A 22,092-nucleotide genomic window follows, 5' to 3' on the forward strand; every position below is an offset into this window, starting at 1 on the left:
TGATCGCATCCTCCATGTCGAAGGCGTTGACCTTGTTCTTGTTCTGGAACTCGGTCCGGGGTGCGCCCCCGGCGGCCGTCGAGCACGCTGGCGGCAACAGCCCCCCGCCCCCGCCCGACGGCACCCCGTGCGCGGCGCGGGACGCGTCGACGAAGCCGGAGAACACGATGACGACCCAGACGAGCACCCTGTCCGAGACCGGCCGGCCGACGGTGACGGGCAAGGTCCCCGGCGACCTCCTGCGGGTGAGCGACCTCGATCCCCGGACCCTGGTGGAGCTGCTGGACCTGGCGGCGGCCATGAAACAGGAACCGCTGGGGTGGGAGCGGGATCTGCGGGGCGGCGCCATCGGATGCGTCTTCGAGAAGCCGTCCACCCGGACCAGGGTCTCCCTGGCCACCGCCGCCCACCGCCTCGGCATGAAGGCGATGGTGCTGAACAAGGAGGACATGCAACTCGGTCACGGCGAGACCCCAGCCGACACCGCCCGCGTCCTGTCGTCCTACCTCGACGCCCTCACGATCCGCACCTTCGACCACGCCATCGTGGAGCAGATGGCCGACGCCGCGACGGTGCCGGTCGTCAACGCGCTCTCCAACACCCACCACCCCTGCCAGTCCCTGGCCGACCTCCTCGCCCTGCGCGAGCACTTCGGCACCCTGGACGGCCTGACCGTGGCCTTCATCGGGGACGGCGCGAGCAATACGTGCAACTCGTTCCTCGCGGCGTGCGCGGCCTCCCGTATGCACCTCGTGATCGCCGCCCCGCCCGGGTACGAGACGGACCCGGAAATCCTCGGAGAGGCACGCGAGCTGATGGCCCACCACGGCGGGTCCGTGTCGCTGACCACCGATCCGGTGGAGGCCGTCGGCTCCGCACAGGCCGTCTACGCCGAGGTGTGGGTGTCCATGGACAAGCACCACGAACGCGCCGAACGCGCCCGGGACCTCGCCGCCTACCGTGTCGACGACGCCCTGCTCGCCCACGCTCCCGGTGAGGCGGTGGCCATGCACTGCCTGCCCGCCGTCCGCGGCGAGGAGATCACCTCCGAGGTGCTCGACGGCCCCCGGTCCCTGGTCTGGCGCCAGGCGGCCAACCGGCTGCCCACCGCCCAGGCCCTGCTCCACACCCTGATCACCACGGCCCGCCGGCGTACGGCCTGACCGAGGCGATCGCATACGACGGCGCCGCCGCGGATGACCGCGACGGCGCCGGCACGGCCTCGGCACGCTACTCGCGGGGGTGCAGGTAGAAGGTCTCGTTGGCCACGGGATCGGGCTGGTGGGGACCCGGCTGGTACGTCCACTGGATGACCCAGGCGCCGTCGCCGGTCTCGTTGCGGTTGATGTTCGCGTACAGGCCGGTCCCGTTGTCCCGCAGCACGGTCAGGTTCGGGAACACCGGGTCGGGGTGTTCCAGCGTGAAGTTCTGGGTGTCGCGGCGCGGGCCGTCGGAGCCGGGCTCGCCGATGGAGGGGTGGCAGTCCCAGATGTTCAGGTAGTCGCCCGCGTGCGAGTGCTGGCCGTTGGCCACGTCGACGCACTTGCCGCTGGCCTTGCTGACGATCCGGTACATCGGCTTGCCGGTGTCCCCGAGGATCCCCAGCCACCGCAGGTACCAGCGCTGGTTGTCGCCTCCGTCGTCGTGGTACTGGATCACATGGGTGCCGTTGGCGCTCTGCGCCCCGTACACGTCGAGCAGTCGGTCGCTGTTGTCCGCGTGGATGGTCAGCTCGGCGGGGCCCGCCGCGGCCCGCAGGGCCCCGAAGCGCACCGGCCAGTGGTCGCTGCCGTAGTTGGGCAGCACGCTCGCCTGCCAGCTGTCGGTGTCGACGTCGGAGACCATGTAGTCGAGTTCGTTGCCGGACTGTTGGGTGGCCTGTCCGCCGTTGTAGATACGCGCGTTCTGGGGCAGGCCGAGCGCGGGCAGGTCCTGCGGGGCGCGGTTGAAGTCGCCCAGCGCCGCCCAGTCGAGGAACCCCTGGTAGAAGGCGGTGTCGGCGATCCGGCGCAGCAGGGACCCGGCGTCGTTCCCGCCGCCGGAGGCGGCGTGCACGGACGCGAAGAGGATGCCGTCGGCGCGGTTGACCACCCCGAGAGCCGGTCGGTAGACGCCATTGATGGGCAGGACGTTGTCCGGCTGCCAGGCGGTGACCATGCCGAGGTTCCGGGTGGTGGTGCGCAGGATGTACAGGTGGCGCAGCGGCCCGTTGTCCCCCTGGACCCAGAGGTAGTGCTCGACGCCGTTGACCATGCCCTGGTAGTACGACCCGGCGGGCTGCCCCTGGGGTACCTCCTGCAGGGCCACGACATCGTGGGTGCGGGCCAGGTTGTAGGCGCCCGCCCAGCGGTCGGGTCCGGCTTGCATGTTCCAGGTCGCGGCGACATGGCTGTCGGGGTTCGCCGCCTGTGCGACCTCACTGGTCGCGAAGAGTCCCGCGCAGGCGAGCAGCAGTGTGATCACGGCTGCCGCCAGACGGTGCGGGCACGCGCGGATGCCCGGCCGGCGGGAGCCGCCGACTCCGGCATTTCGACGACTGGTTGTCATGTGCCGCACTGTCCCAGGGCGCCCGTGCCGGAACCAGGGGCAGGGCAATCGAACATGCGGGCACGGGCGTGTTCCGGCCCGCCGTGCCTCTGTCCGGCTGGGCAGGAGTACGCGCGGTCCTCGACCCGTACGCGTGGCCCCGAACCCGTACCGGCTGCGCCGCACCGGCCCCCCGGCTCCCGTCTCGCGTAACGCCGGGAGGCCGCCGCGACCCCACCGGGACCCCACCGGGACCCCACCGGGAAACCGTCCCGGCCGCGGCGGAGCAACGTTCCGGGCGCACGTTCGTTTCCGTGGTGGAGGGTGTGCCTCCGCCCGCGCGGCGATGCTCCGTCCGACACTGGATGCCTCCGGGATACGTGCCTGCGGCAGGCAGTTCACCTGGGCGTCGCCCACGCCTGATGGTCTGGCCCAGGCCGGACACCCGCGCCGGTCCGTTCGTCACCTCGAGGAGGGGTATTCGTGCCCAAGTCCACTCGCCGCCGCATCGTGGCCGCCGCAACTCTGGTCGCCGCGACCGCGGCCGCCGTGGCCGTCACGTCCACCGCCGGTGCCTTCGACACCGTCCAGCGGACGAAGGCGACGATCCAGGGGGGCAAGGCGAAGAACGTCATCCTGCTCATCGGTGACGGAATGGGTGACTCCGAGATCACCCTCGCCCGCGACTACACGGTCGGCGCGGCCGGCCGGCTCGCCATGGACCAGTTCCCGCTGACGGGCGCGTACACGACGTACGCGGTGCACGAGGACGGGACGCCCGAGTACGTCACCGACTCCGCGGCCAGCGGCAGCGGCTGGGCCACCGGTGTGAAGACGGTCAACGGCCGTATCTCCAAGACGCCCGGCACCAACAAGGCCGTCCCGACCCTGCTGGAGCTCGCCCAGAGCAAGGGCTACGCCACCGGCAGCGTCACCACCGCCGAACTGACCGACGCCACCCCGGCGGTGCTCGCCTCGCACGCCACCGACCGCTCCTGCCAGGGCCCGGCCGACATGGCCAAGTGCCCCGTCGACACCCTCGCGGCCGGCGGCCTCGGCTCGATCGCCGAGCAGTCGGTCAACCACAAGGTCGACGTCCTTCTGGGCGGCGGCAAGCAGCGGTTCGACCAGAAGGTCACCGACGGCGCCTTCAAGGGCCTCACGGTCACCGAGCAGGCCCAGAAGCTCGGCTACCAGGTCGTCACCGACGACGCGAGCCTCAAGAAGGTCAAGGCCGACCGACCCGTCCTCGGCCTGTTCGCCCCCGGCAACGTGCCCGTCGAGTGGACCGGCAAGCCGGCCGCCGTGGGCGGCACCGCCCCGCAGCGCTGCGTCACCGCGAACCCCAACCGCCCGTCCACCACGCCGAGCCTGGCCGACTCCGCGACCAAGGCCATCCAGCTCCTGGAGGACAAGCAGAAGAAGAACCACTCCAAGGAGGGCTTCTTCCTCCAGATCGAGGGCGCCTCGATCGACAAGCAGGACCACGCCGCCGACCCGTGCGGCCAGATCGGCGAGACGGCCGCCTTCGACCGCGCGGTCAAGGTCGCCCGCGACTACGCGGCGAAGCACCCCGACACCCTGGTGGTCACCACCGCCGACCACGGCCACAGCAGCCAGATCGTCCCGCTGGAGGCGGCCCCGCCCGGTCTGTCCTCCACGCTCGTCACCGACGAGGGCCAGCCGCTGAAGGTCAACTACTCGACCAACACCCCGGGTCAGTCCCAGGAGCACACGGGCACCGAGGTCCGGATCGCCGCCCAGGGCCCGCAGGCGTACCGCGTGCTCGGCGTCACCAACCAGACCGACCTGTTCACGACGATCAGCGAGGCGCTGCGCCTGCGCTGAACTCCCTGACCGCGGTCGGACCGTGCATGGCCGGGTAAGGCCGTGTGAGACCGCGTAAGGGATACGGGGGGACGAAGGGGGATCCGGCCATCGGGTCCCCCTTCGGGTGTTCCCCGCGACGGCCTCCTCTTCACCGGCCAAGCCTGAAGCGAGACAACGGGTCGGCGATCGGCGATCGGCGATCGGCGATCGGCGATCGGCAGGAGGCGGGAGTGGCGCCGGGCCGGACGCGCGGGGAGATCCGGGGGAACTCTTTACCCATGGCCGAGATCCGACGGCGCACACGGGCCGCCCTCCTGGTTGGTGCGTACACGTATCGCAAAACCCGGCCGAAACGGTGGGGCGGCGGGCGTCGGCCGGGGCGCGGCCGAGTTGACCACCCCGCGCGCGGAGCGCACGCTCGTCATGTAGCTGCTCAATACAACTTGTTTGTCCGGGGCGGCCGGAGGCTCTGCCGGAGCCACGGGCGAACGGGCCGCGCCCGGCATACGGGACCGGGAGGTAGCGCATGTGCGGCATCACCGGATGGGTCTCCTTCGACCGCGATCTGCGGACCGAGCAGGCGACCGTCGACACGATGACGGAGACCATGGCCTGCCGGGGGCCCGACGACCGGGGCACCTGGATCGAGGGGCCGGCCGCCCTCGGGCACCGCAGGCTCGCGATCATCGACCTGCCCGGCGGGCGGCAGCCCATGAGCGTGCGGACCCCGGACGGCACCGTCGCACTCGTCTACTCGGGGGAGGCGTACAACTTCACCGAACTGCGCCGCGAGCTGACCGGCCGGGGCCACCGCTTCACCACCGACTCCGACACCGAGGTGGTGCTGCGCGGCTACCTCGAATGGGGCGACCGGCTCGCCGAGCGCCTCAACGGCATGTACGCCTTCGCCGTCTGGGACGGACGCGGCGACCGGCTCGTGATGATCCGCGACCGCATGGGGATCAAGCCGTTCTACTACCACCCCACCCCCGACGGCGTGCTCTTCGGCTCCGAGCCGAAGGCGATCCTCGCCCATCCGCTGACCCGCGCCCGGGTGGGCCTCGATGGACTGCGCGAGCTGTTCACGGTGGTCAAGACGCCCGGACACGCCGTGTGGGACGGCATGTACGAGGTCGAGCCGGGCACCGTCGTCACCGTCGACCGGCAGGGGCTGCACCGCCGTGTGTACTGGCGACTGGAGACCCGGCCGCACACCGACGACCGGGCCACCTCCATCGCGACCGTCCGCTCGCTCCTCGAGGACATCGTGCGCCGCCAGCTCGTCTCCGACGTGCCGCGCTGCACGCTGCTCTCCGGCGGTCTCGACTCCTCCGCGATGACCGCCCTCGCCGCGCGCCAACTGGCCGAGCGCGGCGAGACGGTGCGCAGCTTCGCGGTGGACTTCGCCGGACAGACCGAGAACTTCGTCGCCGACGAATTGCGCGGCACCCCCGACACGCCGTTCGTGCACGATGTGGCCCGCGCCTCCGGCACCGATCACCGGGACATCGTCCTGGACGCGGGCGCGCTCGCCGATCCCGACGTACGGGCCGCGGTGATCCGCGCGCGCGACCTCCCGACCGGCCTCGGGGACATGGACGCCTCGCTCTACCTGCTGTTCCGGGCGATCCGTGAACACTCCACGGTGGCGCTGTCGGGGGAGTCCGCCGACGAGGTCTTCGGCGGATACCTCCAGTTCTTCGACGAGGAGGCCCGGCGCGCCGACACCTTCCCCTGGCTCGTCCACTTCGGCCGGCACTTCGGCGACGACATCGACATCCTGAACCCGGCCGTGAACAAGGCCCTCGACCTCGGCGCGTACATCAACGAGAGCTACCGCACCGCCGTCGCCGACATCCAACGGCTCGACGGCGAGAGCGACTTCGAGTACCGGATGCGACGGATCTGCCACCTCCACCTGACCCGCTTCGTACGGATCCTGCTCGACCGCAAGGACCGCGCGAGCATGGCGGTCGGCCTGGAGGTGCGGGTGCCGTACTGCGACCACCGGCTCGTCGAGTACGTCTACAACGCCCCCTGGTCGCTGAAGTCCTTCGACGGCCGGGAGAAGAGCCTGCTGCGGGAGGCGACGGCGGATCTGCTCCCGAAGTCCGTCTACGACCGGGTGAAGAGCCCCTACCCCTCGACCCAGGACCCCGCGTACGCCGTCGCCCTGCGGGAGCACGCCAAGGATCTCCTCACCCGCCCCTCCCACCCGGTCTTCGACCTGGTCGATCGGGAGCGGGTGCGCCGGGACGCGTACAGCGACACCCCGCAGACCGCCCAGGCGTCCCGCCGCGGCCTGGAGATGACCCTGAACCTGGCGGTCTGGCTGGACCTCTACAAGCCCGAACTGTCCCTCGGCTGACGGCTGTCGGCTGTCGGAGCGCGGTCCCGCGCCCCCGGCGGCCACTGGACGGAGAGCCATCGGGCGAACGGCCACCGGTGACGAACGGCCACCGGTGACGAACGGCTGCCGGACGAAGGGCTATTGAACGAAGGGCAGGAACAGATCGGCGGTGGCCTGGGCGTGGACCGCGAAACACTCGCGGGCCCGCGCCGGGTCGCTGCCTTCGATCGCCCCCACCAGACCGCGGTGCTGCTGGTCGGGCGTACTGCGCGCCTCCACCCCGCCGGGGTGGTCGGCCAGCAGCCGGGTCAGCTCGTCCTGGATGCCCTGCTCCGCCTCCAACAGGCGCCGGGATCCTGAGAGTTCGGCGATGTGGAGATGGAGGCAGGCGTCCAGGGTGCGATACCCCTCGGCGTCGGCGATCGCCTCGTCGGCGGCGGTCTCCAGCTCGCGCAGCCTGGCCAGCCCCGCCTCCGAGGCGCGCCGGGCGGCCCGGGCGGAGGCCTCTCCCGACACGGCGACCCGCCAGGCCGTCAACTCCTCGATGTCCTCCTGGGTGTACGGGTGGAGGGCCGTCAGTTCGCGGATACGGGCGAGGACGTCGGGGACCACGTAGGTGCCGGCACGGTGGCCGCGCCGGGTCTCGATCAGCCCCTCCTCGCGGAGCACCGCCATGGAATGACGGACGGTCATCACGGCGACGTCGAACATCTCGGCAAGGGTCTTCTCCGGGGGGAAGCGGTCGCCGCCGACGAGCATTCGTGCGCCGATGAGTTCGCTGAGCCGTCGCGCGATGGCCTCCGCGGCTCCCGCGGCGCGCACCGGCGCAATGTGTTGCGCCCAACCCTTGTCGTCCATGAAACCTATCCTCTAGATTTCGCATTCCTACCGCAACCTGCGATCAATGGGAGAGCCTATGAGCACGCCTGAGTACCCGGCACCCCGCGTCGGCATACCCGTCCGCCTCAGCGACGCGGACGCGCCCGGTGCCGATCAGCGCGTCCTCGAGGCGAACCGCATCTTCGACGACGTCGTCGAGCTGATCCGCGCCGCCGGCGCCGAGCCCGTGCTGCTGCGCCCGGAGTCCGAGGGCGTCCCGCTGGACGCCCAGGTCGCCGACTGCCGCGGCTTCGTGGTGCCGGGCGGCGGCGACGTCGACCCCGCGCTGTACGGAGCCGACTCGGACCACCCGGCGCTGTACGACGTCAACCCCGCGCAGGACCGGCTCGACGCCGCCGTCATCCGGCACGCCCTGGAGAACCGGCTGCCGATGCTCGGCATCTGCCGGGGCATGCAGCTGCTCAACATCCTCCGGGGCGGCTCCCTCCACCTCGACCTGCCGAAGACCTCCGTCGCGCACGACCCGGTGGACGGGGAGGAGTGGGCCGTCCACGAGGTGGCGCTCGCCGCCGGCAGCACCGTGGCCGGGGTGTTCGGGGCCGACCGGATCCCGGTGTCCTCCGGTCACCACCAGGCCGTCGACCGGGTGGGCGAGGGCCTCGTGGTGTCGGCCCGCGCCGACGACGGGACCGTGGAGGCCATCGAGGTGGCCCCGGACGCCGAGAGCGCGGCGACGACCGCCTGGAGCGTCGGCGTCCAGTGGCACCCGGAGGCGTTCGTGCCCAGCGCGGAGCTGCGACTGCCGCTGTTCCGCGCGCTGCTGGAGCAGGTGCGCTTCGAGCGGCCCGCGGGCGGCCGGCCGTGACGGGAAGCGAGGGGCTGACGACCCCCGCCGGAGCCGGCAGCGGCGAGACGAAGCCGGGCGGCCCCGGAGTTCCCGGTGGCGGCGGTGGCGGCGATGCGGCCGGGGTCGAGGTCAAGGCCGGCACCGGCAGGCCGTCGCTGGCGCGCAGCCTCCACAGCCGTCACATCACCATGATCAGCATCGGTGGTGCGGTCGGCGCCGGACTCTTCGTCGGCTCCGGAGTGAGCATCCAGCAGGCGGGCCCGGGCATCCTGATCGCCTACGCGCTGACGGCCGCCATCGTCATCCTGATCATGCGCATGCTGGCCGAGATGTCCATCACCCGGCCCGACACCGGCGCCTTCGCCGTGTACGCCCGGATGGCGTTCGGCCGCTGGGCGGGATTCGCCAGCGGCTGGATCTACTGGGTCGGCTGGCCCCTGGGGATGTGCGTCGAGTCCATCGCGATCGCCCGGATCGTGCACGGCTGGATCCCGGCACTGCCGGTCTGGCTGACGGCCCTGGTCATGATCGGCATCGTGACCGCGGTCAACCTCACCTCCGTACGCGCCTACGGGGAGATGGAATTCTGGGTCGTGTGGATCAAGGTCGCGGTGATCGCGCTCTTCATCGCGATCGGCCTCGTCGCGGTCGCCGGCCTGCTGCCGGGCACGGACGCGCCCGGCGTCGGCAACCTGGTGGACCACGGGGGCTTCCTTCCCATGGGCCTCAGCGGTGTCGTCATCGCCACCTCCGGCGCGATGTTCTCCTTCTCCGGAACCGAGATCGTGACCATCGCCGCGGGCGAGACCGAGGACGCCGCGGCCGCGATCCGCAAGAGCACCCGCACCATCCTCTTCCGGGTCACCGTCTTCTACCTCGGCTCTCTGGCCGTGATCGTCCTGCTCCTGCCCTGGAACAGCGCCGCGGTGGGGGAGAGCCCGTTCGCCGCCACCCTCGGCCATCTCGGGCTGCACGGCGCCTCCACCGTGCTGAACGTCGTGCTGTTCGCGGCGATGCTCTCCACGATGAACTCCCAGGTCTACGCCAGCTCCCGGATGCTCTTCGCGCTGGCCCGGGACCACGACGCCCCGTCCGTCCTCGCCCGCACCTCGCGCCGCGGGGTGCCGCACACGGCCATCCTGCTCACCGTCGCCCTGACGGTGCTCTGCCTGCTGTTCCAGGTCTTCCACCCGACGACGGCGTTCAGCCGGCTCGTGGACATCACCGGCGACACCGTCTACGTCACCTGGATCGGCATCGCCGCGGCCCACCTGGTACTCGGCCGGCACGACCGCGCCGATGGACGCCGGCCCGCACCCGGCGCTGGAGTCTGGCTCTTCCCGTGGCTCACCTGGGCGACGCTGATCGCTCTCCTCGCGCTCTACGCGGTGATGATCGTCCTGCCGGAATCGCGCGCGGACGCCGTGCTGGCGCTGGCGCTCACCGTGGCCACCGCCCTCGGCGGCCTGTGGCTGCAGCGCAAGCGCCCGACCGCTCTCTGACCGCTCTCTGAAGCCCCGTCACCTCGCCGCCGCCGGCCCGCCGACGAGTGTCACCCGCACGGGGGACACGGTGGCGGGCGGGGGCGCCACTGCGCCACGATGCGGCGATGGACGATGAGGAATCGTTGGAGGAATGGGCGCGCCGGCGCGAGGAGCGCCGGGCCGCCTCGACGGGCAAACTGCGGGCCGTACCGCTCGGGAGCGGGAAACACCGCGGGGCGCATGTCGACCCGGGCGCGCCGAGAGCGATCGAGAGATGGACCGGCGAGCAGTGGGAAGCGGTAGGCGTCGTCGACGACCTGGCCGCCGCCAAGGCCGTGCTCTACCCGCCCCGGCCCGCGAAGGAGCGGCCCGCCGAGTGGGACCGTCCGCCGAGGGGAGAGACGCGGGGGCGGCACCGGAAACAGGACCCGGCGGAGGAACGGGACCAGTAGGCGTCGCCACGGGGGTGGTGGAGGGTGACACGCGTGGCGCGGGCGGGCGACATGTGCGGCGCCCGGCGCCCGTAGCTCTCCGTACCTCTCCGCTCTCCGTACCCCTCCGGCCCTGACCGTTTCTGACGCTCCCTCACCCAGGTCGGCCAGGGAGGTCGGAAGCGGTCGGGGTCGTGTGCGTGAGGGATGCGGCTGGTCGGGGCGTTTCCCGTCCGGTGCCGGTGTGTCGGCCGGGGGCGGCCGATCGGGGCCCGTACCAAAAGAGTCATGAAGAGTGCGGAAGCGTCGAGGCCGAGGCCGAGTACCCCTGGAAGCGGGGCCTTCAGGGCCGTGCTCGCCCTTCTGGCGGCCGCGCTCTGCCTGATCGGGCCGGCCGCACCCCCGTCGCCGGCCGCCCAGCCGCCCACGCCTGCCCGTACCCCCCTCCTCCTCGGCTGGGGCCTGAACCGCGACGGCCAGGTGGGGGACGGGAGCACCACCAACCGCTCCACACCGGTCCAGGTGCGCCTTCCCGCCGGTGTCCAGGTGGCGTCCCTGGCGAGCAAGGGGCAGTACCACAGCGTGGCGTTGACGACCGACGGCCGGGTTTTCGCCTGGGGATACAACGGCGTGGGGCAGTTGGGCGACGGCACCACCACCAGCCGCTCCACCCCGATCGAGGTGCACATCCCCGCCGGCCTCCGGATCACCGCCGTGTCCACGGGCTACTACTTCAGCATGGCGCTGACCTCCGAAGGCCGGGTTCTCACCTGGGGCAACAACACCGAGGGGCAGCTGGGGGACGGCACCACCACCGCCCGCCACACCCCGGTCGAGGTGCACCTCCCCGCCGGAGCCGAGATCGCGTCCATCTCCGGCGGCGGCGAGCACGCCACGGCCGTGACGACCGACGGCCGCGTCCTCGCCTGGGGGCGCAACACCTACGGGCAGCTGGGGAACGGCACCTCCGGCGTCGGCATCGTCCCCACCCCGGTCCAGACGCTCCTGCCCGCCGGCACCGAGGCCGCCCTCACCTCCGGCGGCGGCCAGCACACTCTGGCGCTCACCACCGACGGCCGGGTCCTCGGCTGGGGGCGCAACAACGAAGGGCAGCTGGGCGACAACACCCTCGTCCAGCGCACCACCCCGGTCCAGACCCACCTGCCCGCCGGCACCGTGGCGACCGGCATCGCCGCGGGCGGATTCGGCAACGCGCACGGTCTGGCGCTGACCTCCGAGGGCCGGGTCCTCGGCTGGGGACGCAACAACGAAGGCCAGGTGGGCGACGGCACCAACATCCAGCGCCTCACGCCCGTCGACACGCTCCTGCCCGCCGATGTCCGGGTCACCGAGATCGCCGCGGGCAGCCGGGACAGCATCGCGCTGACCTCCGAGGGCCGTATCTACGGCTGGGGCCAGAACGCGAACGGGGAGCTGGGCGACGGCACCACCACCAACCGCTCCACCCCGGTCCAGACCCGGCTGCCCGCCTACACCCGGGCCACCGCCATCGGCGCGGGCGAATTCCACACCCTCGCCGCGGCCGAGCGGGCCGTGAGCGTCACCACGCTCACGGCCTCCCCGACCACGGCCGCCCCCGGGCAGCCGGTCACCCTGACCGCCGAGGTGGCGTGCAGCGAGGGCACGCCCACCGGCACGGTCGAGTTCCGCCGGCAGGACGGCACGGTCGTCGGCACCGCCGAGGTCGGTCCGGACGGGGTCGCCACCCTCGTCACGAGCGATCTGAGCGAGGGACAGCACACCATCACCGCGTACTACCTGGGCGACGACACCTGCCCGCCGTCCACCTCCGCGCCCGTCACCGTGACCGTCACCCAGGCGGTGAGCACCACCACCCTGACGGCCTCCCCGACGACGGTCGCACCCGGCGACCCGGTCACCCTCACCGCGCAGGTGACCTGCAACGTCGGTACGCCCACCGGCACCGTCGAGTTCTTCGAGGGCGCCACCTCCCTCGGCACCGCCCCGCTCGGTCCGGACGGCACCGCCACCCTCACCACCACGGACCTCGCCCTCGGCTCCCACCACATCACCGCCCGCTACCTGGGGGACGGCACCTGCCCGCCCTCGGTGTCCGGGGAGGTCGTGGTGGTCGTCGAGGAGGCCCCGCACCCCTCGCTCGGCCTGGACAAGCGAGTGGAGTCGACGGGGCCGTTCCGGGTCGGTGACACGGTCGCGTACGCGTACACGATCACGAACACCGGCAACCTCGCCCTGCACGAGGTGACGGTCACCGACGACAAGGTCACCGGCGTCGTCTGCGACGCGACCACCCTGGCCCCCGGCGAGAGCACCACCTGCCACGGCAGTCACCTCGTCACCGAGGCCGACATCACCCCGTGCCGGCCGGTGGACGGCGGGTGCGCGCTCACCAACCTGGCCCAGGCGATGGCGCTGGAGCCCACGGGGAACGAGGTCGCCAGCGAACAGGCCACGGCCACCCTCACGGTCGAGCGGCAGCAGACCGCCGAACTGACCCTGGTCAAGCGGGCGGAGTCGACCGGGCCGTTCCGGGTGGGCGACACGGTCGCGTACGCGTACACGGTCACGAACACCGGTGACGCCGCGCTGCACGAGGTGACGGTCACCGACGACAAGGCCGCCGGGGTCGTCTGCGACGCGACCACCCTGGCCCCCGGCGAGAGCACCACCTGCCACGGTAGCCACACGATCACCCAGGCCGATGTCACCCCCTGCCGGACGCCCGCGCGACACGGCGGGGACGGGTACGGGGACCACGAGGTCACGCGCTGCGAGGTCACCAACACCGCTGAGGCGACGGCGACCGACTCCCGGGGCGACCACGTCACGAGCAACCAGGCAACCGCCACCATCACGGTGGAGGTGAGCAAGGAGCACGAGGGCTACTGCGACGAGTCACGGGACGGCTGCGTCGCCCGCGACGGCCGGAACCGCCATAGCGCCGCACAGGACTGACGGATAGTCAGTTTTAGTCGGTCGGCCGTGCCCCCTGGCCCCGGACATGTCCGGGGCCAGGGGGCACGCGGCGTGCGGGGTGGGGGTGGTGTCCGTTCAGCGGAAGGCGGCCCGGATCTCGCGGTAGCGGGGGCTGCGCATCTGCCAGACCCAGGTCGCGCGCAGGGAGTCCTCGGTGGCGCGCACGAACTCATCGAGATTTTCCCGTAGTTCGCGTGAGTCGAGCAGGGCCGCAGTCGTCTTGAGGTCCGCTGCCGCGGTCAGGAACCCGGCGGTGTGGCACCGGGTACGGTCCATGGCGGCGGCGACCGCCTGCGCGAGGGTGAGCCGGGGGCGGTGGAGGGCCTCGACGACGACGGCGTTGGCGTCGCACCCCTCACGCAGCTCCCGAGGGAAGGAGAAGAGGTCGTTGGACAGGCAGCACGCGGCACAGATCCGGTGGAAGACCCGGTCCACCAGCGCGTCGGTGCCGGAGGCGACGAGGGCCCGTCGGGCGAGGAACCGGCCGGCGGCGAACTCGCCGAAGGTGATCGCGTGCGGCATCCCGGAGATGACGATGCGGCGCTCGGTGTACTCCTCCACACTGGGCAGGAGTCCGGAGGTACGCGCGTTCTGGTCCCGGCACATCATCCCCACGTGCTCGGTCCACTGCCCGACGAAACGGTCGTACCACTCCCGCGTCGAGCCGTCGCGCAGTTCCTCCAGCACCTGGAGCATTGCCTCCTCGACGGAGTCGGTGGCGTCGACACCGTCCCCGGCGTGGCCGGTCGCGGCGGGGCCGTCGCCGGGGCGCCTGTCGCCGGGGTACCCGTCGCCAGGATGCCCGTGGTCCGCCCCGGCCGCTCGGCACAGCGCGATGATCCGCTCCCGCCTGCGCGCGGCACGGACCCGCTCCTCGCCGGACATCGCGGCGAACTTCTCGCGGCCGATGGTGTCGTCGAGGTACCAGTTGATCGCGTACGTCTTGCCGATCGAGGTGAGCCGTCCGAGGTCCGCCCGGGGGTTGAGGTAGGCACTCATGTCCAGGACGTGGTCGCTGATGCCCGCCAGCCAGATTCCGTGCCGCAGAGCGAAGCGCCGGACGTCGGACCCGCTCGCCTCGGCGTGCGGGTTGGGTGCCGCGTCCCGGCAGTACTCCTCGATGGCGAAGCCGTCGTGGTCGAACATGTCGCTCAGGGAGAGGGTTTCCTCCCGGAGCGACGGCAGCTGTTCGCACTCCGCCGAGAGCCGGGCGAAGCGTTCGGCGTGTACGGCCGTGTACGGGACGGTGTCGGCCATCTCGGGCCTCTTCTCGCTGCCTCGGTCCGGGTCCTTCTTCGGTCCGGGTCCTGCCTCAGTCGATGTCCCACCACCACGAGACCGCCGGGTAGGGGAGGGGGCGGTCGTCGGCGGGCGGGGTGTGGGTGAGTCCGTTCCACCGCAGGTCGATGGTGTCGGGGTCGGTGCCGTCGGGGTCGGTGTAGCGAGTGGCGCGGGTTGCCCAGTCGAGGTGGTCGCTCACGACGCGGAGCGCGATGCCGATCAGGGCATGGGTGTCGTCGCTGTAGGGGCGCAGGGCGCCGCGTTCGGCCAGGCGGAGGGCCCGGTCCAGGATGCGGTCGCGGATCTGGGTGAGCCGGAGGGCGGCCTCGGCGACGGTGCTCCCGTGTTCGCGCATCAGGATGGGGACAGGGGTGGGTTCGGCGAGGGGGTCGCGGCCGGCCAGCCGGGCCGCCCGGTCCTCCTTGGGGAAGGAGTACAGGTCGTTGTCCAGGGTGATCAGCAGACCGGCGGCCTGGACGACGGCGCGGACGAGCGGATCGTGGCGTTCCTCCTCGGGCACCCTCAGTCCGGCGGCTATCTCGGCGCAGACGAGGGCTCCGAGACCCATGCCGAGGTCCGGGCGCACGGTGAGGAACGTCGCGAAGTCGGCGGGCCGGCCGGTGATGCGGTGCGCGGCTTCCCAGAGCGCGGCCGAGGCCATGGCCCTGGTGCTGGTGATCCATCGGTGCCACAGCGCCGGGGTGGTCGCCGCCTGGATTCTCGCGGAGATGTCGGCGACGGCCGGGTAGAACACGTCGTCGGGAAGGGGTGCGGTGTCCAGGGTGGCTCCGGCGTAGTCGAGGCCCGCGAACCACAGGCAGAGTTCGGCGGTGTCGGTGCTGGCGGGCCCGGAGTCGGTGCGCCGGTCGTCGAAGGAGAACGCCAGGTAGGACCAGTCGACACCGAGCTGGACCCGGTCGGCGGGGGCGTCGGGGGTCATCCGGGCCATCAGCTCGTGGGAGCGGGTGGCGGCGGCCCGTACCCGGTCGAGCGGGTCGGCGAACAGCCCCCACGCGTCCAACTGGTCCAGCCCCCGTTTCTCCAGCAGTGTCTCGTCGGGGTGGGGGTGGGGCGGCGGCAGCGGACAGTACAGCGGCGGTATCTCGAACCGGATGGTCATGGGGTGCCTGCTCCTTCGCTCGCTCGCGCGTCGGGTGTCGGGTGCCGGGTATCGGGTCCGGCCGGTCACGCGTCATCGGCTCACCTCCCCGACATCCGGTGACCGGTCGTGGCCACCGGCACCGGTGGTGTACGGGCCCGTCGGCCGCCCACCGGACCCGTCCATCCCGTCCGTCCCGTCCGTCCCGAGCAGGCGGAGGCCGCCGGTGTCCGGGGCGACGTCGAGCGGTACGGCGTCGAGCCGCCGCCACGCCTTGCGGACCTCGGCCAGCGGCGCGCCGTCGGGGCCGACGGCGATGACACAGTCCCCGCCCACCGTGCCGGAACTCTTGGCGGCCACGCCGCGCTCGGCCGCCGCGCGCGTCAGCAGCGCCATCCGTGCCGCCTCCCCGGGGGCGAGGCGGTGCGCGAGATCGTCCAGGACGGCGCCGTAGGCGGAGAGCGCGTGCTGGAATCCCGTCCAGTCGCCGGCGCGCGAGGCGGCCCAGAAGCGGTCGAGTTCGTCGTGCAGGGCCGTCAGGAAACGGTCGACCCCGGCCTTGCCCATCCGGTGGAACCGGTCGATGCCGGCGGGGGTGGAGGCACTGAGCCCGCTCCAGGCCACGGCGAGGTGCGGCCGGGGCGGTACGACGGCGGGTTCGGCGTGCGGAGTCCCGTCCACGGTGCGGTAGTCGACCCAGCCGCCCAGGACGCCGGCGGCCACGTCGCCGCCGCTGCCCCGGCCGCCCTGGTGGGCGCGGTGGACGTCGACGGCGGCCGGCAGCAGGGCCCGGCGGAGGGCCGGCGAGGTCACGTCGTGGCCCGAGGCGGCCGCGAGAGCGCCGAGGACCGCGACGACACTCGCCGCGCTGCCGCCCAGCCCGATCTTCCGGCCGGCTCCCCAGCCGTGGCCCCGGACCGTCACCCGTAGTGGCCCGGGGCCGGTGAAGACCGCGTCCCCGGCATGGACGGCCTCGGCGAGCAGACCGGCGCCCGAATCGCGGGGGACGTCCTCCAGCGGCATGTCGACACCGAGGTCCGGCGCGCTGAGCCACCAGCCGGCCGCCTCGGCGGCCCGGCACTCGATGCCGGAATCGACGGCGGCGACCAGGGCCCGCTCACCGTGGAGCACGGCGTACTCCCCGATGACGAACAGACTTCCCGGGGCGAATACCCTCACCTCGTTCATGCGGCCGGGCCCTCCTCGTACGCCGAGGGGCCCGGTGAGGCGTGGGGCGCGGCCCAGGAGGGGGGCTCCGGGCCGGTACGCGGCGCGCCGCCGGGGCGCGAGCGCAGGACCCGCAGGACTCCGGGAACACCGACGAGAGCCCGCTCGACCCGGTCGGCGTCGGCGGGCTCGCAGAGGACCTTCACCTGCGGCCCGGCGTCGACGGTGAAGAACGCCGGCACACCGTCCTCCCGCAGGCGCCACACCTCGCGCATCACGGAGACGGTCGCGGCCTCCCAGTAGAGCAGGGGCGGTTCGGCGCCCAGCGCGGTGGCGTGCATGCGCAGGGCGTTGCGTTCGGCCGCCGCGCCCAGGGCGGGGAGGTCGCGTGCGCGTACGGCGTCCCGAACGGCGGTCAGATCCTCCTTGCCCGCCGTGAGCCATGCCTCGTAGAAGGGCGAGGTCGCCCGGGTGCGCAGCATCCCCTCGCGCGACGGGACGCGTTTGGGGCCGGTATCGGTCACCGCGACGAGGACCGCCAGGGGCCAGTGTTCCGGGGGCGCGAGCTGGGTGACGGCTCCGGCGTCGGCCCCGGGCCGCCACTGCACGAACCCGCCGAGCATCGAGCGGCACGCCGAACCCGAGCCCTGCCGGGCGAGCGCGGCGAGCCCGTCGGCGGACGGCCGGCCGGGCGCGAGCGCCGCGAGCGCGGTGGTCAGGGCGGCGTAGGCCGAGGCGGAGGATGCCAGGCCGGCGGCGACGGGGAAGTTCGAGGTGATCAGGACGTCGAGCGGGTGTCCGATGCCCAGCCGCGCGCGGGCGAGGGTGACGAATCGGCTCAGCTCCGCGACGGGACCGGGAGGATCCCAGCCGACGCGGTCGGCGCTTCCGGCCGGCCGCTCCGCCACCCGGGCGCCCGAGGCGAGGCCGTCGAGCGTGAGCGACACGCTGGTGCCCGCCGGCTGGTGACCGGGCCCCGGCGCCCTGCCCCAGTACTTCACCAGGGCGACATTGGAGTGGGCCACGGCCCAGATCACGACCGGCCCCGCACGCCGCCGTACATGGCACACACGAATCCCGTCATACGTCCGATGATGCACTTTGAATTCGACGGCGCAAGACGAGAGGAGGCCGCTGATTCGCCGCGAGGATTATCGCCTCGATTTCTTGTCCCTGCGAATCAGGGGTAGCCTGGGAAAACGCTCCTTCGCATCCTTCCCCGGGGAAGAAGAAACGTCATGACTTCCCGTCTGCCGGGCTTCTACCGGCTTCCCTTGCGTCAGCGCCAGGATGTTCTCGCGGAAAACGTTGGATTTTCAATTTCCGACCGTGCCGCACTCGCGAGCGAGACACCTCTCGAACTCCCCCAAGCCGACCTTATGATCGAGAATGCGGTCGGCATATTTTCTTTGCCTTATGGTGTAGCCGTCAATTTTCTGGTGAACGGGCATGACTATCTCGTGCCGATGGTGACGGAGGAACCGTCGATCGTGGCCGCGGCCTCCCACGCGGCGCGCCTCGTCCGGGACGGCGGCGGCATCGAGGCCGAGGCCGACCCCGCCCTGATGACCGGGCAGATCCATGTGATCGACCTGGCCGACGCCGAGGCGGCGGCGACCCGCGTGAAGCGGTCCGCTCCCCGGCTTCTCGAGGTGGCGCGGGCACTCCAGCCCCGGATGGCGGCCCGAGGCTGCGGAGCCCGCGAGATCACCGCCACCGTGCTCCCCGACGGGACCCTGCTCGTCCATCTGACAGCCGATGTCGGCGACGCCATGGGCGCCAATGCCGTCAACACCCTCGTGGAGGGGATGGCCTCGCACGTCGTCGACGTGACGGGCGGCACGGCCAACATCCGTATCGTCTCCAACCTCGCCGACCGGCGCCTGGCGCGCGCCCGCGCCCGCGTCCCGGAGGCGCTGCTGCGCACACGCGAGCGCGCGGGCGGGGACGTGGCCCGCCGTATCGTCCGCGCCTGCGACCTCGCGACCCACAGCCCCCACCGGGCCGCCACCCACAACAAGGGCATCATGAACGGCATCGACTCCGTGGCCCTGGCGACCGGCCAGGACTGGCGGGCGATCGAGGCCGGCGCGCACGCCTTCGCCGCCCGAGGCGGCACGTATCAGCCGCTCGCCACCTGGCGGTACGACGACGGCTGCCTCTGCGGCCGGATAGAGATCCCGCTCGCCGTCGGCACCGTCGGCGCACGCATCGGCTCCAGTCCCCGGGCCGGCCTGTCCCTGCGGATGCTCGGGGTGGCCGGGGCCCGCGAACTGGCCGCCGTCATGGCGGCCGTGGGCCTCGCGCAGAACCTCGCCGCGCTGCGCGCGCTGGCGGACGAGGGCATTCAGCAGGGCCACATGGCGCTCCACCGGCGCACCGGCGATCGCCCGCGACCCACGCCTCCCGCCCCATGAATCCCCTGAATCCCCTGATTCCTCGGACGAGCACGCGGAGCGCACCGGGGAAAGTGATCCTCTTCGGAGAGCACGCGGTCGGGTACGGCCAGCCTGCCATCGCGACCCCGATCGACCGCGGGCTCACCCTCACCGCCACCCTGCGCGGCGGCGGACCCGCGACCTGCTTCGAGGGCCCGGCCCCGAAGGGCCCGTACCCGTCCCCGCAGGACGGGGAGGGGCCGGAGGCGGTACGGCGTCTGGAGGAGGCGATCGGCACGGCGGCCGGTTACTTCTCGCTCGCCCCCTGCCGGATCGCGATCGGCATCGAGTCCGACATTCCGGCCGGCTGCGGTCTCGGCAGCTCCGCCGCCCTCAGCGTCACCCTGCTCCGTACGCTGGCGGACCTCGCCCGGAGCGGAGCCGACAGGGCCGAGGGCGGGGCGGATCCGAGCGGAATCGAGTTGGACGGTCGCGAGCCGGGCGGGGCCGAGCCGGGCGGGGTGGAACCGGGCTGGGCAGAACCGGGCGGGGCCGAATTCCTGGAACGTGCCGGGGAGGTCGAGTGCGCCTTCCACGGGGTGTCCTCCGGTCTCGACGTGGCGGCGGTCGGGCTCGGCGCCACCGTCTGGTTCCAGCGGACGGCCCGTCCCCAGGCGACACCGCTTTTGGTCGGAAAAGCGTTCGAACTCGTGGTGGTGACGACCTCGCGGCGGCGCTCCACGGCCGACCAGGTCCGGCGGGTGCGCCAGGGCGCGGGGTCCCGGCCCGATGTCTTCCACCAGCGGTTCGCCCGGCTCGGCGACCTCGCCCGGTCAGGGCGCGACGCCCTGCGTACGGGCGACCTCGCCAGCCTGGGCCGTCTCATGGACGAGGCCCAGCACCTCCTCGACGGCATGGGCCTGTCCACGCCGGCACTCGACCACGCGATCACCGCCGCACGCGCGGCGGGCGCCCTCGGCGCCAAACTCACCGGAGCGGGCGGCGGAGGAGCCGTCATCGCGCTCGCTCCCGGAAACGCGGCGGCCGTCGCCTCGGCCGTCCGCTCCGCGGGCTACCGGGCGTTCGTCAGCCGCGTCCACGCGACCCCTCCACCGGGTCCCGCATTCCCGTGAAGGCATCCGAAGCCGTGCGCGCGCCTCCTTATTCCGGCCTGCCCCCGGCGCGGATTCCGCCGTGTGGCTTCGACGGGGATTCCCGGGGATCGGAAGCGTCCGGATTCCCGTCTGTTTCTCGGGGAAGTGCTCTTCGTCCGCTGTACGGGACATCGGCCCGGTCTTCGGTCGCGCACCGAGCGAAAGGGAATACAGCGGGTGACTGCGATGCCACTCCCGTGATGGGGCCGGACAATCCGTTCCTCTCACGATGCGTTCATTCTCCGTATCGCCCATCATGGCGTTCGGGAGTCTCTGGAGGGAAGGAATCCCGACACGGCGACAGCCGGGGAAGCAGCGGTACCATGACGACACACGGAACCGGAGAGAAGATATCCGCAGTGGACCTGACGGAAATCCGCCGTGCCGTCGACTCCGAGCTGGAGGAATTCCTCCGGTGCAAACTGCGGGCCGCGGCCGGTCACCGGCTGCCCGCCGAGGCTCCCGAGACCCTGCACCGGTTCCTGTTCGCCGGCGGCAAGCGGCTGAGGCCCCTGCTCTGCGTGGTCGGCTGGCACGCGGCGGCGAAGGCGGGGGACCGGATGCACCCCGGGGTGTATCGGGCCGCGGCGGCGCTGGAGATGTTCCACGCCTTCGCCCTGGTCCACGACGACATCATGGACCGCTCCGACACCCGCCGGGGACAGCCGACCGTGCACCGCACCCTCGCCGCCCGCCACGGCGGCGGGCGCGGCCGGGCGGACCGCGCGCACCTGGGGGTCAGTGCGGCGATCCTCGTCGGGGACTTGGCGCTGTGCTGGTCCGACGAGCTTCTGCACACCGCCGGGCTGCCGGCCGAGCGGCTCCTCGCGGTGCTTCCCGTCATCGACAGCATGCGCTCCGAAGTGATGTACGGGCAGTACCTCGACCTGCTGGCCTCCGGAAAACCGGCGGGCGATCTGGAGACCCCGCTCGAAGTGATCCGCTACAAGACCGCGAAGTACACCGTCGAACGCCCCCTGCACGTGGGGGCCGTCCTCGCCGACGCCGATCCCCGGGTGCTCGCCGCCTGCACCGACTTCGCCATGCCTCTGGGGGAGGCGTTCCAGCTCCGTGACGATCTCCTCGGGGTCTTCGGCGACTCCGCCCGAACCGGCAAGTCCCACCTGGACGATCTGCGTGAGGGCAAGCACACCGTCCTGCTCGCCCTCGCCGTCCAACGCGCCGATTCCCGGCAGCGGGAGACCCTCGACGTCCTGGTCGGCGATCCCGGCCTTACCGACGACGACGCCCGGAGCGTCCGCGAGATCCTCGTCGCCACCGGCGCCCGCGACAGAGTCGAGGAGATGATCCGCTCCCGTCGTGACCACGCCCGCCGCGCCCTCGACCACGCCCCCTTCTCGGCCGACGCGGTCGCGGCCCTGCGCGGTATCGCGGACAGCGCCACGCGGAGGGCCGCGTAGCGCTCCCCGTAGCCCTTCCGCACCCTTCTGTTGCCTTCCGCACTGGTGACGGATCCGGGCGGCGGCCGCGCGCCCGCCCCCACGCTCTCCGGCAGGCGCACGCCCGGGCCGTGTTCCGGCCTGGACGTCACCGACGGACAACCGACGGACAGCGGAGGGAATTGCGGAAAAGCACATCGCCGGCAGGGCGGAAAACTCCTCGACGGGCCGGCTGCCAGGACGGGTGAATCCCCTGCGAGCCGAGCATCAGCGCAGCTTACGAGAGGCATCAGGAATCGGCGATGGACGCCGGGCGGGAAGCCCGG

General features: G+C 72.3%; 16 protein-coding genes. 10 read left to right on the plus strand and 6 right to left on the minus strand.

Annotated features, from left to right (window positions below):
- The first annotated feature begins 167 nt into the window (after positions 1-167).
- Positions 168-1,163 carry an ornithine carbamoyltransferase gene (gene argF, locus ABZ990_RS20190; RefSeq protein WP_361233037.1) on the plus strand — a complete coding sequence of 332 codons (996 nt, stop codon included), beginning with the start codon at positions 168-170 and terminating at the stop codon, positions 1,161-1,163.
- A 67-nt stretch (positions 1,164-1,230) separates the two neighbouring features.
- Here argF and ABZ990_RS20195 read toward each other — a convergent pair whose 3' ends face one another.
- Positions 1,231-2,547, minus strand: coding sequence for an RICIN domain-containing protein (locus ABZ990_RS20195; RefSeq protein WP_361233039.1), 1,317 nt, complete (start codon positions 2,545-2,547; stop codon positions 1,231-1,233).
- 462 nt (positions 2,548-3,009) lie between these two features.
- Between ABZ990_RS20195 and ABZ990_RS20200 the strand changes: the two genes are divergently transcribed.
- Both ABZ990_RS20200 and asnB read left to right on the plus strand, forming a co-directional pair.
- Positions 3,010-4,374, plus strand: coding sequence for an alkaline phosphatase (locus ABZ990_RS20200; RefSeq protein WP_361233042.1), 1,365 nt, complete (start codon positions 3,010-3,012; stop codon positions 4,372-4,374).
- A gap of 508 nt (positions 4,375-4,882) precedes the next feature.
- A complete protein-coding gene (asnB, locus tag ABZ990_RS20205) occupies positions 4,883-6,724 on the plus strand; it encodes an asparagine synthase (glutamine-hydrolyzing) (protein WP_361233044.1) in 1,842 nt (613 codons plus the stop codon).
- 120 nt (positions 6,725-6,844) lie between these two features.
- Here the strand turns inward: asnB and ABZ990_RS20210 are convergent, their stop codons facing one another.
- The gene (locus tag ABZ990_RS20210; RefSeq protein WP_361233046.1) at positions 6,845-7,564 is read right to left on the minus strand and encodes an FCD domain-containing protein; all 720 of its coding nucleotides are present in this window, start codon (positions 7,562-7,564) and stop codon (positions 6,845-6,847) included.
- Positions 7,565-7,622: 58 nt separating this feature from the next.
- On the opposite strand from ABZ990_RS20210, the gene ABZ990_RS20215 reads away from it, so the two are divergent.
- The 4 genes from ABZ990_RS20215 (at position 7,623) to ABZ990_RS20230 (ending at position 13,266) form a co-directional block, all read left to right on the plus strand.
- On the plus strand, positions 7,623-8,411 hold the full coding sequence (locus ABZ990_RS20215) for a gamma-glutamyl-gamma-aminobutyrate hydrolase family protein (protein ID WP_361233052.1): 789 nt from the start codon (positions 7,623-7,625) through the stop codon (positions 8,409-8,411).
- Positions 8,408-9,895 (plus strand): amino acid permease, encoded by a 1,488-nt coding sequence (locus tag ABZ990_RS20220; RefSeq protein WP_361233055.1) that lies wholly within the window; start codon positions 8,408-8,410, stop codon positions 9,893-9,895. The genes ABZ990_RS20215 and ABZ990_RS20220 overlap by 4 nt, the downstream gene beginning before the upstream one ends.
- A gap of 107 nt (positions 9,896-10,002) precedes the next feature.
- The gene (locus ABZ990_RS20225) at positions 10,003-10,329 is read left to right on the plus strand and encodes a DUF6087 family protein (protein WP_361233058.1); all 327 of its coding nucleotides are present in this window, start codon (positions 10,003-10,005) and stop codon (positions 10,327-10,329) included.
- 330 nt (positions 10,330-10,659) lie between these two features.
- The gene (locus ABZ990_RS20230) at positions 10,660-13,266 is read left to right on the plus strand and encodes an Ig-like domain repeat protein (protein WP_361233061.1); all 2,607 of its coding nucleotides are present in this window, start codon (positions 10,660-10,662) and stop codon (positions 13,264-13,266) included.
- 96 nt (positions 13,267-13,362) lie between these two features.
- On the opposite strand, the gene ABZ990_RS20235 is transcribed toward ABZ990_RS20230, so the two are convergent.
- The 4 genes from ABZ990_RS20235 to mvaD all read right to left on the minus strand — a co-directional run bounded on the left by ABZ990_RS20235 (position 13,363) and on the right by mvaD (position 17,871).
- Positions 13,363-14,544: a terpene synthase family protein gene (locus ABZ990_RS20235; protein WP_361233064.1), complete on the minus strand. Its 1,182-nt coding sequence runs from the start codon at positions 14,542-14,544 to the stop codon at positions 13,363-13,365.
- A gap of 55 nt (positions 14,545-14,599) precedes the next feature.
- Positions 14,600-15,688 (minus strand): terpene synthase family protein, encoded by a 1,089-nt coding sequence (locus tag ABZ990_RS20240; protein ID WP_361233067.1) that lies wholly within the window; start codon positions 15,686-15,688, stop codon positions 14,600-14,602.
- 72 nt (positions 15,689-15,760) lie between these two features.
- A complete protein-coding gene (locus ABZ990_RS20245) occupies positions 15,761-16,855 on the minus strand; it encodes a hypothetical protein (protein WP_361233070.1) in 1,095 nt (364 codons plus the stop codon).
- Positions 16,852-17,871, minus strand: coding sequence for a diphosphomevalonate decarboxylase (mvaD, locus tag ABZ990_RS20250; RefSeq protein ID WP_361233073.1), 1,020 nt, complete (start codon positions 17,869-17,871; stop codon positions 16,852-16,854). The genes ABZ990_RS20245 and mvaD overlap by 4 nt, the downstream gene beginning before the upstream one ends.
- Positions 17,872-18,072: 201 nt before the next feature.
- Here mvaD and ABZ990_RS20255 point away from each other — a divergent pair, with 201 nt between their 5' ends.
- From ABZ990_RS20255 to ABZ990_RS20265, 3 genes are all read left to right on the plus strand, one after another.
- The gene (locus tag ABZ990_RS20255) at positions 18,073-19,251 is read left to right on the plus strand and encodes a hydroxymethylglutaryl-CoA reductase, degradative (RefSeq protein ID WP_361233075.1); all 1,179 of its coding nucleotides are present in this window, start codon (positions 18,073-18,075) and stop codon (positions 19,249-19,251) included.
- Positions 19,252-19,304: 53 nt separating this feature from the next.
- Positions 19,305-20,345, plus strand: coding sequence for a mevalonate kinase (gene mvk, locus ABZ990_RS20260; protein WP_361233078.1), 1,041 nt, complete (start codon positions 19,305-19,307; stop codon positions 20,343-20,345).
- A gap of 380 nt (positions 20,346-20,725) precedes the next feature.
- Positions 20,726-21,787 carry a polyprenyl synthetase family protein gene (locus ABZ990_RS20265; RefSeq protein WP_361233081.1) on the plus strand — a complete coding sequence of 354 codons (1,062 nt, stop codon included), beginning with the start codon at positions 20,726-20,728 and terminating at the stop codon, positions 21,785-21,787.
- The last annotated feature ends 305 nt before the right edge of the window (positions 21,788-22,092 follow it).

This window comes from Streptomyces sp. NPDC046203, from assembly GCF_040646255.1.
Classification (GTDB): Bacteria; Actinomycetota; Actinomycetes; order Streptomycetales; family Streptomycetaceae; genus Streptomyces.

Coding starts and splice junctions, on each gene's coding strand:
- argF (WP_361233037.1), top strand. CDS start 168: ATGACGACCCAGACGAGCACCCTGTCCGAGACCGGCCGGCCGACGGTG.
- ABZ990_RS20195 (WP_361233039.1), bottom strand. CDS start 2,547: ATGACAACCAGTCGTCGAAATGCCGGAGTCGGCGGCTCCCGCCGGCCG.
- asnB (WP_361233044.1), top strand. CDS start 4,883: ATGTGCGGCATCACCGGATGGGTCTCCTTCGACCGCGATCTGCGGACC.
- ABZ990_RS20210 (WP_361233046.1), bottom strand. CDS start 7,564: ATGGACGACAAGGGTTGGGCGCAACACATTGCGCCGGTGCGCGCCGCG.
- ABZ990_RS20215 (WP_361233052.1), top strand. CDS start 7,623: ATGAGCACGCCTGAGTACCCGGCACCCCGCGTCGGCATACCCGTCCGC.
- ABZ990_RS20225 (WP_361233058.1), top strand. CDS start 10,003: ATGGACGATGAGGAATCGTTGGAGGAATGGGCGCGCCGGCGCGAGGAG.
- ABZ990_RS20235 (WP_361233064.1), bottom strand. CDS start 14,544: ATGGCCGACACCGTCCCGTACACGGCCGTACACGCCGAACGCTTCGCC.
- ABZ990_RS20240 (WP_361233067.1), bottom strand. CDS start 15,688: ATGACCATCCGGTTCGAGATACCGCCGCTGTACTGTCCGCTGCCGCCG.
- ABZ990_RS20245 (WP_361233070.1), bottom strand. CDS start 16,855: ATGAACGAGGTGAGGGTATTCGCCCCGGGAAGTCTGTTCGTCATCGGG.
- ABZ990_RS20255 (WP_361233075.1), top strand. CDS start 18,073: ATGACTTCCCGTCTGCCGGGCTTCTACCGGCTTCCCTTGCGTCAGCGC.